Origin of the sequence: Kitasatospora setae KM-6054, assembly GCF_000269985.1 — a bacterium.
GTDB lineage: Bacteria > Actinomycetota > Actinomycetes > Streptomycetales > Streptomycetaceae > Kitasatospora > Kitasatospora setae.
The window spans coordinates 6,438,544-6,454,126 of record NC_016109.1 but is presented as its reverse complement, the minus strand read 5'-3'; the positions used below and the strand labels follow the sequence as shown (position 1 = coordinate 6,454,126).

At 75.5% G+C, this 15,583-nt stretch carries 13 protein-coding genes and 1 pseudogene; 6 read left to right on the top strand and 8 right to left on the bottom strand.

Annotated features, from left to right (window positions below):
- Window positions 1-133 precede the first annotated feature (133 nt).
- The 3 genes from KSE_RS28550 to KSE_RS28540 all read right to left on the bottom strand — a co-directional run bounded on the left by KSE_RS28550 (window position 134) and on the right by KSE_RS28540 (window position 3,074).
- Window positions 134-1,174 (bottom strand): LacI family DNA-binding transcriptional regulator, encoded by a 1,041-nt coding sequence (locus tag KSE_RS28550; RefSeq protein WP_014138838.1) that lies wholly within the window; start codon window positions 1,172-1,174, stop codon window positions 134-136.
- A gap of 144 nt (window positions 1,175-1,318) precedes the next feature.
- Window positions 1,319-2,116 carry a DUF1684 domain-containing protein gene (locus KSE_RS28545; protein WP_014138837.1) on the bottom strand — a complete coding sequence of 266 codons (798 nt, stop codon included), beginning with the start codon at window positions 2,114-2,116 and terminating at the stop codon, window positions 1,319-1,321.
- Between the two features lie 97 nt (window positions 2,117-2,213).
- Window positions 2,214-3,074, bottom strand: a complete 861-nt coding sequence (locus tag KSE_RS28540) for an acyl-CoA thioesterase (RefSeq protein ID WP_014138836.1) — start codon at window positions 3,072-3,074, stop codon at window positions 2,214-2,216.
- A gap of 237 nt (window positions 3,075-3,311) precedes the next feature.
- Here KSE_RS28540 and KSE_RS28535 point away from each other — a divergent pair, with 237 nt between their 5' ends.
- The 3 genes and pseudogenes from KSE_RS28535 (at window position 3,312) to KSE_RS28525 (ending at window position 5,575) form a co-directional block, all read left to right on the top strand.
- Window positions 3,312-4,118, top strand: coding sequence for an MBL fold metallo-hydrolase (locus KSE_RS28535; RefSeq protein ID WP_014138835.1), 807 nt, complete (start codon window positions 3,312-3,314; stop codon window positions 4,116-4,118).
- A 129-nt stretch (window positions 4,119-4,247) separates the two neighbouring features.
- Window positions 4,248-4,829: pseudogene (locus KSE_RS28530) on the top strand (TetR/AcrR family transcriptional regulator); the annotation flags it as partial.
- 110 nt (window positions 4,830-4,939) lie between these two features.
- Window positions 4,940-5,575, top strand: coding sequence for a DUF4865 family protein (locus KSE_RS28525; RefSeq protein ID WP_014138833.1), 636 nt, complete (start codon window positions 4,940-4,942; stop codon window positions 5,573-5,575).
- Between the two features lie 16 nt (window positions 5,576-5,591).
- Here the strand turns inward: KSE_RS28525 and KSE_RS28520 are convergent, their stop codons facing one another.
- Together KSE_RS28520 and KSE_RS45945 are read right to left on the bottom strand one after the other, a co-directional pair.
- Entirely contained in the window at window positions 5,592-5,915 is a 324-nt protein-coding gene (locus KSE_RS28520) for a transglycosylase family protein (protein WP_014138832.1), read from the bottom strand.
- Between the two features lie 316 nt (window positions 5,916-6,231).
- Window positions 6,232-7,062: a LysM peptidoglycan-binding domain-containing protein gene (locus KSE_RS45945; protein ID WP_014138831.1), complete on the bottom strand. Its 831-nt coding sequence runs from the start codon at window positions 7,060-7,062 to the stop codon at window positions 6,232-6,234.
- 657 nt (window positions 7,063-7,719) lie between these two features.
- Between KSE_RS45945 and KSE_RS28510 the strand changes: the two genes are divergently transcribed.
- Both KSE_RS28510 and KSE_RS28505 read left to right on the top strand, forming a co-directional pair.
- Complete coding sequence (locus KSE_RS28510) at window positions 7,720-8,580, top strand: hypothetical protein (RefSeq protein WP_033260409.1); 861 nt, start codon at window positions 7,720-7,722, stop codon at window positions 8,578-8,580.
- Between the two features lie 13 nt (window positions 8,581-8,593).
- Window positions 8,594-9,373, top strand: a complete 780-nt coding sequence (locus KSE_RS28505; protein ID WP_014138829.1) for a hypothetical protein — start codon at window positions 8,594-8,596, stop codon at window positions 9,371-9,373.
- A gap of 90 nt (window positions 9,374-9,463) precedes the next feature.
- On the opposite strand, the gene der is transcribed toward KSE_RS28505, so the two are convergent.
- The 3 genes from der to KSE_RS28490 all read right to left on the bottom strand — a co-directional run bounded on the left by der (window position 9,464) and on the right by KSE_RS28490 (window position 13,297).
- On the bottom strand, window positions 9,464-10,918 hold the full coding sequence (gene der, locus KSE_RS28500) for a ribosome biogenesis GTPase Der (protein ID WP_014138828.1): 1,455 nt from the start codon (window positions 10,916-10,918) through the stop codon (window positions 9,464-9,466).
- Window positions 10,919-11,085: 167 nt separating this feature from the next.
- A complete protein-coding gene (gene cmk, locus KSE_RS28495) occupies window positions 11,086-11,802 on the bottom strand; it encodes a (d)CMP kinase (protein ID WP_014138827.1) in 717 nt (238 codons plus the stop codon).
- Window positions 11,803-12,211: 409 nt separating this feature from the next.
- Window positions 12,212-13,297, bottom strand: a complete 1,086-nt coding sequence (locus KSE_RS28490; RefSeq protein ID WP_014138826.1) for a prephenate dehydrogenase — start codon at window positions 13,295-13,297, stop codon at window positions 12,212-12,214.
- 179 nt (window positions 13,298-13,476) lie between these two features.
- Between KSE_RS28490 and KSE_RS28485 the strand changes: the two genes are divergently transcribed.
- Window positions 13,477-15,552 (top strand): DUF4139 domain-containing protein, encoded by a 2,076-nt coding sequence (locus KSE_RS28485; protein WP_231873236.1) that lies wholly within the window; start codon window positions 13,477-13,479, stop codon window positions 15,550-15,552.
- The last annotated feature ends 31 nt before the right edge of the window (window positions 15,553-15,583 follow it).

Genomic DNA, 15,583 nt, shown 5'->3' with positions numbered 1-15,583 from the left:
CCCGCCCCCGCCCCACCACCTGCACCCAGCCCCACCCAGGCCGCCCAACCCAGCCCGCCAGCCCATCAGCCCGCCGCAGACGCTCCCACCTCCACCAGCCCCCACCCCACTCAGCCCGCCGCAGGCGCTCCCGCTACGCCGTCCCCCGCCGCACCAGCCGGGTCGGGATGATCACCGATGACGGCGCCGACGCCGACGGGTCGTTGAGCCGTCGCAGCAGCAGGCGCGTCATCAGCCGTCCCATCTCCTCGATCTCCTGCCGGACGGTGGTGAGCGTGGGCTCCGTCCAGGCCGCGATCGACTCGACGTCGTCGAAGCCGACCACCGCGACGTCCTCGGGCACCCGGCGTCCGGCCGCCCGCAGGACCCGGAGCGCGCCGGAGGCCATCGCGTCGGAGGCGGCGAAGACCGCGTCCACGTCCGGTCGGCGGTCGAGGAGTTCGGTCATCGCGCGGATGCCGCCGTCGGCGGTGAAGTCGCCGACGGCGATCAGGTCGGCGTCGCCGTCGGGGAGCAGGTCGCGGTAGCCGTCGAGCCGGTCGACGGAGGAGGTCTGGTCGAGCGGGCCGGTGATGGTGGCGATCCGGGTGCGGCCGAGGGAGCGCAGGTGCTGGACGGCGAGCCGGGCGCCGCCCCGGTTGTCGTTGTCGACGTAGACGAGTTCGCGGTCGGACTCGGCGCCGGGCCAGCCGGGGCGGCCGCCGATGACGAAGGGCAGGCCGAGGCGCTGGGCGATGTCGGGGGTCGGGTCGGAGCGGTGCAGCGAGAACAGCAGGACGCCGTCGACGTGGCCGCCGGCCAGGTAGCGGCCGATCCGTTCGTGGTCGCGCTCGTCCTCGGCCAGCAGCAGCACCATCTGGTTGTCGGCGGCGGCGAGTTCGCGGCTGATGCCGCGCAGGTGCTGGGCGAAGAACGGGTCGGAGAAGAACCGGGCTTCGGGCTCGGCGACGACCACGCCGATCGCCCGGTTGCGCCGGGTGACCAGGGTGCGGGCGGCCAGGTTGGGGACGTAGCCGAGTTCGGCGACCGCCCGTTCGACCTTCTCGCGCAGCGCGGTGCGCACGCCCGCGCCGCCGTTGACGACCCGGGAGGCGGTGGCCCGGGAGACGCCGGCCAGTTCGGCCACCGATTCCAGGGTGGGGCGCCCGCCCGTTCCCGCTTGGGTCTCGGCCACCGTGGGCTCCTCTCCGGCCGCCCGGGCGCGTGGTGCGCACGGGCGGGTGATCGCGTTCCTGCTGCGAGCAGCCTAGCGCCCGCCGACACCTTCAGAGAGCGCTCTCAGAAACTGCCCCGCCCACCCGGAGCTGCCCGGAGTCGCTCAGAGCGTGACCACCTGCCGCTCGCCCGCCTCGACGGCGACGGTCAGCCGGTTGCCGGGCGGCGGGAACGGGCAGATGAAGTGGTCGGCGAACGCGCACGGCGGCAGGAACGCCCGGTTGAAGTCGAGCACGGTCCGGCCGTCCGCATCAGGCGCGGGCAGCGTGACGAACCGGAACCGGTAGGTCTCCCGCCCGCTGGTGCCGTCCGCGATGACGCCGCTGAGCCGCCCGTCGGAGCCCTCGCTGCCGCTGACGGTCAGCGTGTGCGGCTGCCCGCCCAGCGTGAACGCGACCTGGCCGGTGACGGTGAGCGGCCGGGCCCGGCCGTCCGCGTTCTCGACCAGCACGGCCTGCGCGCCGGCCTCGAACGGCGTGAACACGGCGGGCACCGCCCAGTCGGGGGCGTACGGGTAGACCGAGATGCCGGCGAACGCGGCCCGGGCGGGGGCGTCGGGGTCGAAGACCCGCAGCGCGAGCTCGCCCTCCCGCTCGATCGGGACCAGCCGCAGCCGGTCGCGGACGGCGATCTGCGGGTGCCGGTCGGTGTCCGGCCGGAGCGCGACCCGGCCGGTCGACTCCTTCTCCTCGCCCTCGATCCGGACGCCGTCCCCGGCGCGCAGCTCGGCGCAGACCGAGCCGTCCTCGGCCCACCAGTGGCCGGGCAGGCCGGGGAGCTCGGCGGGCCCGGGCTCCAGCCAGTGGGTGCCGGTGAGCGCCAGCGGCCCGTGCGGCGCGCCCGCTGCGGCGCTCCGGGCCTCGGTCCAGCGCTGCCAGCTCTCGGCTGCGGTGTCGGTCATCGGTCTGCCTCCCAAGTCGCTCTGCTCTCAGGTCACTTCACGGGAAAGCCTCGCACACCAACCACTGGGCGCCTCAGCGCGCCGGCGCCTCGACGCGTCAGCGCTGCAGCGGGCGGAACAGCCCCTCCTGCATCACCGAGACCACCAGCCGCCCCTCGCGGTCGTAGATCTCGCCCCGGGCCAGGCCGCGCGCGCCGTGCGCGATCGGCGACTCCTGCCGGTAGAGCAGCCACTCGTCGGCCCGGAACGGCCGGTGGAACCACATCGCGTGGTCCAGCGAGGCCATGTCGAAGTTCCGTTCGCCCCAGAGCGGTTCGACGGGGGCGCGGACGGCGTCCAGCAGCGTCATGTCGCTGGCGTAGGTCAGCGCGCAGACGTGGATCAGCGGGTCGTCTGGCAGGGCGCCGTTGGTCCGCAGCCAGACGCCGCTGCGGGCCTCGACGCCGTCCAGCTCCTCGCGCGTCCACTTCAGCCGGTCGACGTACCGGATGTCGAAGGGCTGGCGGCGGCTGATGAACGGGGGGAGTTCGCCGAGCCGGGCGCCGACCTCGTCCAGGGCGCTCGGCAGCGTCTCGGGGGCGGGGACCTCGGGGACCGGGAACTGGTGCTCGATGCCGCCGGGCTCGGGCTTGTGGAAGTCCGCGGTCAGCGCGAAGATCGACCGCCCGTCCTGGATGCCGAGCACCCGCCGGGTGGTGAACGAGCGGCCGTCCCGGATCCGGTCGACCTGGTAGACGATCGGCACGCCGGGCACGCCGGGACGCAGGAAGTACGCGTGCAGCGAGTGGACCGGCCGGTCCTCGTCGACCGTGCGGCCCGCCGCGACCAGCGCCTGCCCGGCCACCTGCCCGCCGAAGGTGCGTTGCAGCGCCTCCTCGGGGCTGCGGCCGCGGAAGATGTTCAGCTCGATCCGCTCCAGGTCGAGCAGGTCGACGAGCTGGTCGACGGGGGTTCCCATGTATCGCTCCCTCTCCGAACGTCCGGACGGCAGGACCGCCGACGGGCAGGGGTGTGCCGCCGAACGCCTCGTCCGTCCAGCACAAGTCTCCGCGCCCGCCGGACATTCCCGCCCTCCGGCACGCGGACCGCACCCCGTTCTCCCCCCTCCCCTGCCCGCGCCGCCTCCCCGCATGCGCCCTCCCCCCTCCCGGCGGACCCTGGGGGGAGGGCGTTCCCCACCCGAGGAGGTCGCGTGATGCACCCGCTGGAGTTCCGCGTGCTGGACCTCCCCGAGGTCTCGCGGCACGCGACCGCGACGCTGGTGCTCGGGCAGCACCGGGCGGTGCTGCTCGGCGCGGGGCTGCGGCTCGCGGACGGGCGCCGGCTGGTCCGGGAGGTCTCGCGTTCGGGGCGGCGGTTGGGCGCCGTCCTGGTGCCGCACCACGCCCCGGAGTACTGGCTGGCGGCGGAGGTGCTGCGCGAGGCGTTCCCCGACGCGGCGGTACTGGCCCCGGACGCGGTGCGGGCCCGGATCGAGCGCGACTATCCGGCGGTGCGCGCCGCATGGGCGCCGCTCGGGGCGGAACTGCCGTCCCGGCTGGTCGCGTTGGAGCCGCTGCCGGGTGACGCCGTCGAACTGGAGGACCACCGCCTGGAGTGGCGCGGGGCGTCGCTCGCGCTCCCCGACCTGCACTACCTCTGGGAGCACCGCAGCCGGACGCTGCTCGGCGGCCAACTGCTCTGGCAGGACGTGCACCCGTGGCTGGCCGAGGTGCCGCACGCCGCCCAGCGCGAGGCGTGGATCGACCTGCTGGACGAGATGGCCGCGCTGGAGCCGTCCCGGACGGTCGCGGGCCACCGCCTGCTCTCCCCGGCCGCGCCGGCCCCGGACCCGCTCGGCTGGACCGCCGACTACCTGCGCGGTTTCGCCACCGAGCTCGGCAAGCCGGTCGGCCCGGAGGCCGTCACAGCGGCCGTGCTGCGCCGCCACCCGTCGGCCGCGCTGCCGTCCGCCGTCGCCCCGGCCGTCCGGGCCGCCCGCGCCGAACCGGCCGCCGCCTGACGCGGAGCGCCGCGCCCGCCGCCGGACGCGGAACACCGCCGGTCCGGGTTCCGCCGGACGCGGAACGCCGCCGGTCCGGGTTCCACCATTCCCCCACCCGCTGTACCTACTGGTATGTACAGTGCTCGCATGGACACCGGATCCCCGCCCGAACCCGCCTCCCCCACCGCCGACCGCCTCGTCGAGGCCACCCGCGACCTGCTCTGGGAGCGCGGCTACACCGGCACCAGCCCGAAGGCCATCCAGCAGCGCGCGGGCGCGGGGCAGGGCAGCATGTACCACCACTTCACGGGGAAGCCCGACCTCGCGCTGGCCGCGATCACCCGCACCGCCGCGGAGCTGCGCGCCGTCGCGGACGGCCTGCTGTCCGGCCCGGGCACCGCGGTCGAGCGGGTCACCGCGTACCTGCGCCGTGAGCGCGACGTGCTGCGCGGCTGCCCGATCGGACGGCTGACCCAGGACCCGGAGGTGATGGCCGACCCGGAGCTGCGCGCCCCGGTCGAGCAGACCCTCGGCTGGCTGCGCGGCCGCCTCGCGGAGGTGCTGGCCGAGGGCCGGGCGAGCGGCGAGCTGCCGCCGTCCGTCGACCCGTCCGGCACGGCCGCCACCGTGGTCGCCGTCCTCCAGGGCGGCTACGTGCTGGCCCGCGCGGCCGGCGGCACCGACCCGTTCGACCAGGCCGTCACCGGCCTGATCGCCCTCCTCGCCCCGCCCCCGCAGCCCCAAGCCCCGCAACCCCAAACCCCGCAACCCCAAACCCCGCAGCCCCGTAACCCCGGTACCGCCCAGCCCAGTAACGCCTCACCGAAGGACGACGGCCCGTGCTAGCCAAGCAGTACGAGATCACCCTGCCCGCCGACTACGACCTCGACGTGATCCGCCGCCGGATCCGGGCCGGCGCCCCGCTGCTGGACGACCGGCCGGGGCTGGGCTTCAAGGCGTGGCTGCTGCGCGAGCGCGGCGCGGACGGCTCGCCGGTCAACCAGTACGCGCCGCTGTACGTGTGGCGCTCGGACGGCGCGGCGGCCCGGTTCCTGGTCGGCGGCGGCGGTTTCGAGAACATCGTCCGGGACTTCGGCCGCCCGACCGTCCACCACTGGACGGTGCTGGCCCACTTCGCCGGTCCGGCCCGCGCCGCCGTCGCGGTCCCGCCCGTCGCGACCCGCCGCCTGACCGCCGTCCCGACCGACCCGGACCCGCTGGCCCTGGCCGCCCACGTGGAACGGGCCGTCGAGGAGCTGCGCGAGCTGGCCCGCCACCCGGAGGTGCACACCGCCGTGCTGGCCCTCGACCCGAGCCGCTGGGAACTGCTGCACTTCGTCCTGCGCACCGACGCCCCGAGCGCCCCGGCCGCCCCGCAGCAGGCCGGCTCCCCCGCCGGCTCGACGGCGGTCTTCCGCGTCCCGCACCTCTCCGCCCCGGAGTTGTCCGCCCTCACCGAGGGCCGCGCCTGGTGACTCCCGCTCCCGGGGGTCACAGCATCCCGATCTCCCGCGCGCAGCCGCCCCAGGCCCGCCAGCCCTGGCGGCGCAGGATCTCCTCGCCGACGGTGATCTGCTGCCGCCGGCTCGCGTGGTCGGGCCGGTCGGCGTAGCGCTGGCCGCCCGCCTCCCGCCAGGTGGGCGGCCAGATCTGGATCCCGCCGTAGTAGCCGTTCCCGGTGTCGGCCTCCCAGTCCCCGTCGCTCTCGCAGTCGGCGAGCCGGTCCCACACCAGGTCGGACACGGCCTGCCGGGCGGCGGCGGGCGTACCGGCCGTCGCGGTGACGGCGGCGGGCAGCAGCAGCCCGACCACCACCAGCGCCCGCCCGTACGCCCGCCGCCCCCGCCGCCACTCCCGCCGCGCCTCCCCCGCTCCCCCGAGCCGCCCAGAGCCCCCGACTGCACCGACTCCCCCGGCTCCCCCGAGCCCCCCGCGTTCCCGCAGTGATATCCGCATGCCCCGACGCTACGCACGGCGGCCGCCGCGCCACCCTCCGGAGACCGCCGAGCGATTGGCCCCGGAAACGGCGGAAGCCGCCACTCCCGCGAGGTCGCGGGGTGGCGGCTTCACGCCGACAGGGTGGGACGGCCGTCCGGCGGTCCCGGTGGAAGCGCTGCTTCCGGGGGGTGGGTCAGACCGACAGGACCTGGCCCGGGTAGATCAGGTCCGGGTTGCCGCCGACGACACCGGAGTTGTTGCTGTACAGGGTGTGCCAGTCGACGCCCAGGCTGTCCGCGATCTTGGACAGGGTGTCGCCCGCCTTCACCGTGTAGCCGTCACCGGTGGTGGCGGCCTTGGCGGTGTTGGTGGTGGTCGCCGAGGCCGACTTGTTCTTCCAGGTCTGCTTCGGGGTCTCCTGCGCGGCGGCCTTCGGGGCCTGGGCGCGGGACTCGGAGCGGGAGGCCTTGGCGGAGTCGTCCGAGGCGGCGCTGTTCGAGGAGGTCGACTTCGACGAGGTCGAGTTGTTCGACGAGGTCGACTTCGAGGAGTTCGAGCTGCTGCTGTTCGACGAGGTCGACTTCGACGAGGTCGAGCTGCTGCCGGACGAGGAGGTGTCGACCTGGGCCGGCGCGCCGCCCTTGGTCAGACCGGCCTGGACGGAGCAGACGGGCCAGGCGCCGGGGCCCTGGGAAGCCAGGACCTTCTCGGCGACGGCGATCTGCTGCGCCTTGGTGGCCTGGTTGGCCTGCGGGGCGTAGGCGGTGCCGCCGAAGGCGGCCCAGGTGGAGGAGGTGAACTGCAGGCCGCCGTAGAAGCCGTTGCCGGTGTTGATCGACCAGTTGCCGGTCGACTCGCACTGCGCGACCTTGTCCCAGGTGGAGACGTCCGCGGCGGAGGCCGTGTTGGCCGTGACGAGGCCGGCCACCGGGGCGGCGAGCAGGGCGCCACCCACGACAGCCGCGCGGACGCGGTTGCGCTTGGGGGTGGTGGTGGCAGCGGCGGTCTCGTTACGGAAGGTCATGAGATTCCTCTCGACATTCCCGGGAAGGGCAGGCGGAACCAGGCCCCAGCGGGGCCGTGTTCGCTCGCCAAGTCCGTCGGGCGGGCCGTGCACGTGTCGGACGTGCCGCTTGCCGCCCCGGCCACCTGTCCGCATCCCCGGCGGCGGCTGGCTGCCGTCGCGCCGGTGGGCGCCTGGTCCGCGGTTCCGGGGTGAGCCGGGCTCCGGGGTGAGCCGGAGGTGCGGGCCGTGCGTCGGGGGTGAACCCGGGAGGTGCTCGTTGCACCGGGCAAAAACCTACGATTCGGACTGCCGGGCGCCAAACACTTTCGGGTCATCCCAGGTCAAAGCGGCGTTACCGCCGGTATCGATCACGGGAATCGAAAACAAATGTCCGTTTCATCCGCTTTTTCGAAGATCAAACCATATGGGAATATGGTTCCGGTCACAGTTTGACCCGTGTGACCTCGGGCACAGCATCGACAATTTGTGATCAGCCATGCACACAGAGCCATCAGAAGCCGCGCAAATCCCGTCGCCCGAGCCCGCACCCGTGACCCCAGCCACAACCTCCCGTTGGTAATGGCGGTCGGCGCGCGCCGCGCCGCGCGCCCGGGACGTCCCGCCCGGGGGCACCGGAACGAGCACCTGGAACGTCAGGGCGAACGAGGAGTCTTAGTGCCGCGCATGCTTGAGGTGAGCGAGGACGTACGTGCCGAGATCGGCGACGACGAGGCCGAGAGCCTGTTGGCGGGTGCCCACGCTCCGGACGCGTACGACTGCACCTCCTGCCGACAACCGGGTGACTCGCTGCGCGAGCCCACCAGCACGGTCCTGTTCGTCGGCGACGAGACCGCGGTGCTGGCGTTCGCGCACGCCCGCTGCGTGCCGTCCCAGGTGGTGCCGGTGGACGAGCAGCAGCTGCGCGGCGCCGTCGAGTCGATCAGCCAGGGCGTGACGGCGGTGCCGGCCCAGCCGACCGCGCCGGTCGCGCCGGAGCCGGTGGTCGAGGTGTCGATCCCGGAGCCGATCACCGCCCCGCCGGTCTCGCCGCCCGGCCGGCCGCAGCCCGCGGTGCTCGGCGTGACCTGCGGGATCGTGCTGTGCGGCGACACCCAGCACGCCGCGCTGGTGGTCGAGCCGACCGGGCCGGTCGGCCGTCCGGGCAGCGCGCTGGGCGAGGACGAGTTCCTGTCGCTGCTGACCGAGCACGGCTTCCAGCTGGTCCAGGACGTCAACCAGGCGCCGGCCCGGCCGCGCGCGGGCTGGTCGGTGCTGATGGCGATGGGACAGCTGCACGCGATCCTGCAGCCCTCGGCGACCGGCGGTTCGGCCGCCTGGTGGCAGGCCCACCAGCCGCTCCAGGTCACCCCGGGGTGGCGGGCGGCGGCGGCCCGCAAGTCCGAGGTGATCATGTACGCGGTGCCGGCCGGCACCATCGGCCGCCAGCCCCGCGAGGACCTGCTGCGGATCGCGATGGACCGGGCCGCCGCCCGCGGCCTGCTCGCCGCCGGCATGCTCCCGCTGGCCGGCACCTGAGCGGAGCACGCCGATGACCGACGACCCCGCGCACGCCACCGCGAGCCACCCCGCCGACCCCGCCGAAGCCGTCACGAGCGACCCCACGAGCGACCCCACGAGCGCCCCCGCGGACGACCCGGTGAACGATCCGATGAACGACCCGGCCGCCACCGGGCGGCTCCTCGGCGTCCCGCCGGTCCCGCCAACCCCGGCCGCCCGCACCACCGTTGACCAGGGCACCAGCGTCCCGGCCGGGATAGGACTGGGGGCCGCGCCCCCGCATCCCAAGCCGGTCTCGCTCGTTGGCTCCTACGTGTACAGCTACGAGCTCGCGTCCTCCGGCCGTCCCCCCGCCCAGTCCGGCCCCGGCGGCGCCGGCCGGGCGATCCCGAACATGCGCCCGTCGTACGACGCCGAGCACCCGGTGTCGACCACGCCGATCTACGACACGCTGTACTCCGAGTACCGGCGGATGTTCCGCGCCCTGCCCGGCGACCGCTCCGGCGAGGAGGGGATGAAGTTCACCGGCTTCGCGGTCCGCGAACCGCAGCCGTCCCCCCAGCCGACCGCGCCCGCCCGCGAGCCGGGCCCGCTCGGCTACCCGCAGCCGCCGCAGCCCCCGCAGCAGCACCAGTCCTTCGAGACGTACGCGGGCCAGCTCCCGGGCGCCCCGCAGTTCATGCCGGCCCAGGCCAACGGCCAGGGCTGGATCGCCTCCGGCTACCTCGGCCCGCAGCCCGCCACCGCGGGCGGCACCGCGGGCGGCCGGCACCGCTCGGTGCTCTCGCTGCCCCCGGGCCGGGAAGCCTGAGCCCGGGCCGGGAAGCCCGATCCAGGGCAGCGGAGAGGGCCGCGGACTCCGAGTCCGCGGCCCTCTCCGTCCTTCGCCTCTCCCCGCCCGCTACTTCTTCTTGGTGCGCTTCTCGCGGACCCGCACCGAGATCGAGATCGGCGTGCCGACGAAGCCGAACTCCTCGCGCAGCCGGCGCTCGACGAAGCGGCGGTAGCCGGCCTCCAGGAAGCCGGACGAGAACAGCACGAACCGCGGCGGACGGGTGCCCGCCTGGGTGCCGAACAGGATGCGCGGCTGCTTGCCGCCGCGGATCGGGTGCGGGTGCGACGCGACCAGCTCGCCGAGGAAGGCGTTCAGCCGGGCGGTCGGGATCCGGGTCTCCCAGCCCGCCAGCGCGGTCTCGATCGCCGGGACGAGCTTCTCCATGTGGCGGCCGGTCTTCGCCGAGACGTTCACCCGGGGCGCCCACTGCACCTGGACGAGGTCGCGCTCGATCTCGCGCTCCAGGTAGAAGCGGCGCTCCTCGTCCAGCTGGTCCCACTTGTTGTAGGCGATGACGACGGCGCGCCCGGCCTCGACGGCCATCGAGATGATCCGGGTGTCCTGCTCGGCCAGGGTCTCGCTGGCGTCGACCAGGACGACGGCGACCTCGGCCTTGTCCAGCGCGGCGGAGGTGCGCAGCGAGGCGTAGAAGTCGGCGCCCGCGGTCTGGTGCACCCGGCGGCGGATGCCGGCGGTGTCGATGAACTTCCAGGTCTTGCCGCCGAGTTCGATCAGCTCGTCGACCGGGTCGCGGGTGGTGCCGGCCAGCTCGTTGACGACCACCCGGTCCTCGCCGGCGACCTTGTTCAGCAGGCTGGACTTGCCGACGTTCGGCCGGCCGATCAGCGCGACGCGGCGCGGGCCGCCGGGCGCCAGCCCGTCGCCGAACAGCTGCGGCGGGGCCTCCGGCAGCACCTTCAGCACGGCGTCCAGCAGGTCGCCGGAGCCGCGGCCGTGCAGCGCCGAGACGGGGTACGGCTCGCCCAGGCCGAGCGACCACAGGTAGGCGGCCTCGGCCTCGGTGGACGGGCCGTCGACCTTGTTGGCGCACAGCACCACGGGCTTGCCGGAGCGGCGGATCAGCCGGACCAGGGCGTCCTCGGTGTCGGTGGCGCCGACCTTGGCGTCCACCACGAACAGCACCGCGTCGGCCTGCTCGATGCCCAGCTCGGCCTGCCCGGCGACCATCGCGTCCAGGCCGAGGACGTCGATCTCCCAGCCGCCGGTGTCGAGGACCTTGAACCGGCGGCCGGCCCACATCGCCTCGTAGCTGACCCGGTCCCGGGTCACGCCGGGGCGGTCCTCGACGACCGCCTCGCGGCGGCCGATGATGCGGTTGACCAGGGTCGACTTGCCGACGTTCGGGCGGCCGACGATGGCCAGCACCGGCAGCGGGCCGTGGCCCGCCAGCTCGGCGTCGACCTCGTCGCCGTCGAAGCCCTCCTCGGCGGCCAGCGCCATGAACTCGGCGTACTCGGACTCGCCCAGGCCGCCGTACTCGGCGGTGGTGTCGTTGCTCATGTTCCGTTTTCCGTTTCCCGGCCCGGCCCTTCCCAGGGGCGTGCCGTGCGTACCTGCCCTGCGGGCAGCGCGAACCGCGCGGATCTCGCGCGGGTGGAGCGTTGTCTGTCAGTGGTCCGTACGACCTGCGGCCGGTCGGTAGACAGGTAAGTCGGTAGGTGGGTCGATCAGGCGGCGGTCAGGCCGGCCTTCTCCTCGACCAGCGCGGCGATCGTGTCGATCACCTGGTCGAGGGTGAGTTCGCTGGTGTCGACCAGGACCGCGTCGGCGGCCTGGGTCAGCGGGGCGGTCTCCCGCGAGGAGTCGGCGGCGTCCCGGCGGGCCAGGTCGGCGGCCATCGCGGTGATGGTCGCCTCGTCCACGCCCTTCGCCCGCAGCTCGGCGGCCCGGCGCTCGGACCGGGCCCGCTCGGACGCGGTCAGGAACACCTTCACGGTGGCGTCCGGGAACACCACCGAGCCCATGTCCCGGCCCTCGGCGACGATCCCGCGCTCGGCGTGCGCGGCGCAGCCGCGCTGCAGCTCCACCAGCCGCGCCCGGACGGCCGGCACGGCCGCGACGGCGCTCACCTTGCCGGTGACCTCCGGCCCGCGGATCGGCCCGGACACGTCCTGCCCGTCCACCGTTATGGTCGGCCCGGCGGCGTCCGTCCCGGACACGATCACCGGCTTCCCGCAGGCGATCGCCACCGCGTCCGCGTCCTCGACGTCCACCTCGTTGGCGAGCATCCACCAGGTCATCGCCCGGTACATCGCGCCGGTGTCCAGGAAACTCAACCCCAGCCGCGCGGCCACCGCCCGCGACACGGTCGACTTCCCGGACCCGGAAGGCCCGTCGATGGCGACGACGACCGGGCCACTCGACGCTCGGTCGGCACTGTCCACGGGGCGAACCTCTCTCTCACGACACCAGAACTCACCCTCAAGGTTAATGGACACCCGCCCACCCCCGACCCGACCACCCCTCCCCCACCGGAGACCCCCCTCACACCCCACCCCCCGAAACCCCCCACCCCCGCTCCCGCAACCCCGCCGCCAGCCCCCGCGCCGCCACCGGCGCCACCGGCGCCACCGCCAGCCGGGCATGGCCGACCTGCCGCCCCAACCCCCACCCCCACCACCAGCCCCGCGCAGCGGCCCCCCGCTACGCCCGCACCCCCCACCCCCGCTCCCGCAACCCCGCCGCCAACCCCCGCGCCGCCACCGGCGCCACCGGCGCCACCGCCAGCCGGGCATGGCCGACCTGCCGCCCCAACCCCCACCCCCACCACCAGCCCCGCGCAGCGGCCCCCCGCTACGCCCGCACCCCCCACCCCCGCTCCCGCAACCCCGCCGCCAACCCCCGCGCCGCCACCGGCGCCACCGCGAGCTGGACGTGGCCGACCTGCTGCCCGGTGGAGTGCTCGATGGTCACGTCCTCGATGTTGACGCCGAGCGCGCCGACCTCGCCGAAGAGGCGGCCGAGCTCGCCGGGCTGGTCGCCGAGGACGACGGTGACGGTCTCGTAGCGGGTGGGCGGCGCGCCGTGCTTGCCGGGGATGCGGGCCTGGCCGGTGTTGCCGCGGCGCATGACGGCTTCGATGCCGGCGGCGCCCTCGCGGCGGGTGCCTTCGTCGGCGGCTTGCAGGGCGCGCAGCGCGGCGACGGTCTCGGCGAGGTCGACGGCGAGGTCGTCGAGGACGTCGGCGACGACGCCCGCGTTGGCGGAGAGGATGTCGATCCACATCGCGGGGTTGGAGGCGGCGATCCGGGTGACGTCGCGGACGCCCTGGCCGGAGAGCCGGACGGCGGTCTCCTCGGCGTGTTCGAGGCGGGCGGCGACGAGCGAGGAGAGCAGTTGGGGGGCGTGCGAGACGAGGGCGACGGCCCGGTCGTGGTCGGCGGCGTCCATGACGATCGGCATGGCGCCGCAGAGTGCGACGAGTTCGAGGGCGGCGTTGAGCGTCTCGGTGTCGGTGTCGGCGGTGGGGGTGAGCACCCAGGGCCGGCCTTCGAACAGGTCGGCGGTGGCGGCGAGCGGGCCGGAGCGTTCGCGGCCGGCCATCGGGTGCGAGCCGATGTAGTGGACGGTGTCGAGGCCGAGCGCGGCGATCTCGCCGCGCGGTCCGGCCTTGACGCTGGCGACGTCGGTGTAGCAGCGGGCGAGGCCGCGCCGCTGGCAGTCGGCGAGGACCTTGCCGACCAGGGCGGGCGGGACGGCGATGACGGCGAGGTCGACCGGGCCGTCGGCGGGTTCGGTGGTGCCGGCGCCGAGCGACGCGGCCGTGCGGGCGGCGTCCTGGTCGGTGTCCTCCAGGTGGACGCTTATCCCCCGGCGGGTGAGGGCGAGCGCGGCGGAGGTGCCGATCAGTCCGGTGCCGATGACGGCGGCTGTGCGCATGGCGGCTTCTCGTCTCCAGGGGACGGCGTCTGTCGCCCCCATCCTCTCGTACGTCCGTGGGCCGCACGCACCGCACCCCGTCCCGACGCGCAGCGGAAATCCGGGTCCGGTGACGGGGATTGGGTGCAGACTGGGCGCCCGGGTCCGGGGAGCGGGCCGGTACGGGCGAAGGGGGCCAGGTGGCGGGGCAACGGGCGGTGTGGGAGTCCGGCTTGGAGTCGGTGGTGGTGCACGCGGTGGGCGCGGTGTGCCGGCGCCGGGCGGCGGGCGTGCTGCCGGCGGACGGGCGGGTGCGGGTGGCGGGGCTGCCCCGGCTGGCGGCGGAGGGGTCGCTGCGGGTGCGGGTGCTGTCGGGTGACGGGAAGGTCGCCGAGGCTCGGCTGGAGTACCCGGCCCGGGTCCGCACGCCGGACGAACACCCGTCGTGGGAACGGGAGTTGACCGAGCTGGCGGAGGAGGTCGACCGGCTGGCCGAGCGCCGGGACCGGCTGGACGCGCGGATCGCCGAGGTCGCCGGGCTGCGCGCGGTGCCGCCGCAGCGCCGCCGGGAGGACGGGCACCGGCGGGCCCCGGCGGACGCGGTGCTGGCGCTGGCCGACTTCGTGGACGCCCGGCTGGAGGTGCTGCAGGAGCGGGCGGTGGAGCTGGCCCAGGAGCTGCGGCTGGCCGAGCACGCCCACCTGGTGGCGCTGGCCCGGGTCCGGGCCGGGTCGGACGCCGACCGGCCGGGCGGCGTGGAGGCGGGCGCCTGCGCGGACGTGACGGTGCGCGGCGCGGGCCCGGTGGAGCTGGAGGTGGAGTACGCGGTGCCGGGCGCGGTGTGGGTGCCGACGTACCGGCTGGCGCACCGCCGGGGCGAGCGTTCGGCGCGGCTGGTGCTGCGGGCGTCGGTCGCGCAGCGGACCGGCGAGGACTGGTCGGGGGTGCGGCTGGCGCTGTCGACGGCGCGGCTGGCCGGTCCGGGCGGGCTGCCGGAGCTGGCGTCGCTGCGGATCGGCCGCCGCCAGGCGGCGCCCGCGCCGTCGGGGTGGCGCGGGCAGCCGGAGGGCCTGGCGGGGCTGTTCGACGGCTGGCAGGACGCGCAGGCGTCGAAGCCGGAGCCGACGGAGCCGCCCCGGCCGGTGCCGGTCGCGGCGGGCGGCGCGATGGGCGGCGGCGGTCCGCGCCCGGCGGGCCGGCGGGCCCGTTCGGCGGGCGCCCCGGGCGCTCCGGCCGCGCCGGGCTTCGCCCCGCAGCCGCAGGGCCCGTCCGGCCCGCCGCCGCCGATGCCCCCGCCGATGCCGATGACGCTGTCGGCCCCCGCCCCCGCAGCGGCCGGGGCGCCGCCGCCGGGCTACGGCTCGGACGTCCTGCGGTCGGCGGCCGCCCCGAGGGCCGCCTTCGCCGCGCAGGCCGACGCCGCGCCGCCGCCCGAGCCCGCCGTCCCGGCCGAACCCCGCCCGTCCGCCGACCAGTTGGACTACGCGGCGATGGTGCTGGCGGGCCCGGAGGAGGAGTCGTTCCGCCGGGGCCGGCTGTTCCCGTCGCCGGCGCCGTCCCGGTCGGGCGCGCTGCGCGGGGCGGACGCGGTGGCCCGGTTGCCGCTGCCCCGGTTCGGGGCGCCGCCGCGCGAGTCGGCGGGGTCGTTCGACCACCGCTTCGACGCGCAGGCCCCGGCGCACGTCCCGTCGGACGGGGTGTGGCACACGGTCGCGGTGGCGGAGCTGCCGGTGGGGGTGCGCACCGGCTACGTGTGCGTGCCGTCGGTGGAGGAGGCGGTGTACGCGGTGCTGGAGCTGTCGAACGCGACGCCGCACGCGCTGCTGGCGGGCCCGGTGGAGGTGTCGGTGGACGGCGACTTCCTGCTGACGGCGGGCCTGCCGACGCTGGCGCCGGGCGGGGTGCGGGAGTTGGGCCTGGGCCGGGCGGAGGAGCTGCGGGTGGCCCGGCACAGCGAGGTGCGGGAGTCGACGTCGGGGGTGCTGAACTCGACGGCGGTGCTGGACCACGCGGTCCGGATCGAGCTGGTGAACCGGCTGCCGCACGAGGCGTCGGTGGAGGTCCGCGAGCGGGTCCCGGTGTCGGCCGACGGCGAGGTCCGGATCGAGGAGCGGCCGGGCTGGTCGCCGCCGGACGAGCCGTCCGCCGGGGTGCCCGCCTCGGCCCGGCTGCGCCGGGTGGTGGTCCCGGCGGGTGGTTCGGTGGAGCTGACGGGCGGTTATGTGATCCGTATCCCGGCCGGCAAGGCCGTGGTCGGCGGGAACCGGAGGAGCTGAGAAACGTGTACGAGGAGACTTCCCCCCACCC

Bases quoted from the DNA above. Each gene is read 5' to 3' on its own strand.
- KSE_RS28545 (WP_014138837.1), bottom strand. From the start codon at position 2,116: ATGACCGACACCGCAGCCGAGAGCTGGCAGCGCTGGACCGAGGCCCGG.
- KSE_RS28540 (WP_014138836.1), bottom strand. From the start codon at position 3,074: ATGGGAACCCCCGTCGACCAGCTCGTCGACCTGCTCGACCTGGAGCGG.
- KSE_RS28535 (WP_014138835.1), top strand. From the start codon at position 3,312: ATGCACCCGCTGGAGTTCCGCGTGCTGGACCTCCCCGAGGTCTCGCGG.
- KSE_RS45945 (WP_014138831.1), bottom strand. From the start codon at position 7,062: ATGACCTTCCGTAACGAGACCGCCGCTGCCACCACCACCCCCAAGCGC.
- KSE_RS28505 (WP_014138829.1), top strand. From the start codon at position 8,594: ATGACCGACGACCCCGCGCACGCCACCGCGAGCCACCCCGCCGACCCC.
- der (WP_014138828.1), bottom strand. From the start codon at position 10,918: ATGAGCAACGACACCACCGCCGAGTACGGCGGCCTGGGCGAGTCCGAG.
- KSE_RS28490 (WP_014138826.1), bottom strand. From the start codon at position 13,297: ATGCGCACAGCCGCCGTCATCGGCACCGGACTGATCGGCACCTCCGCC.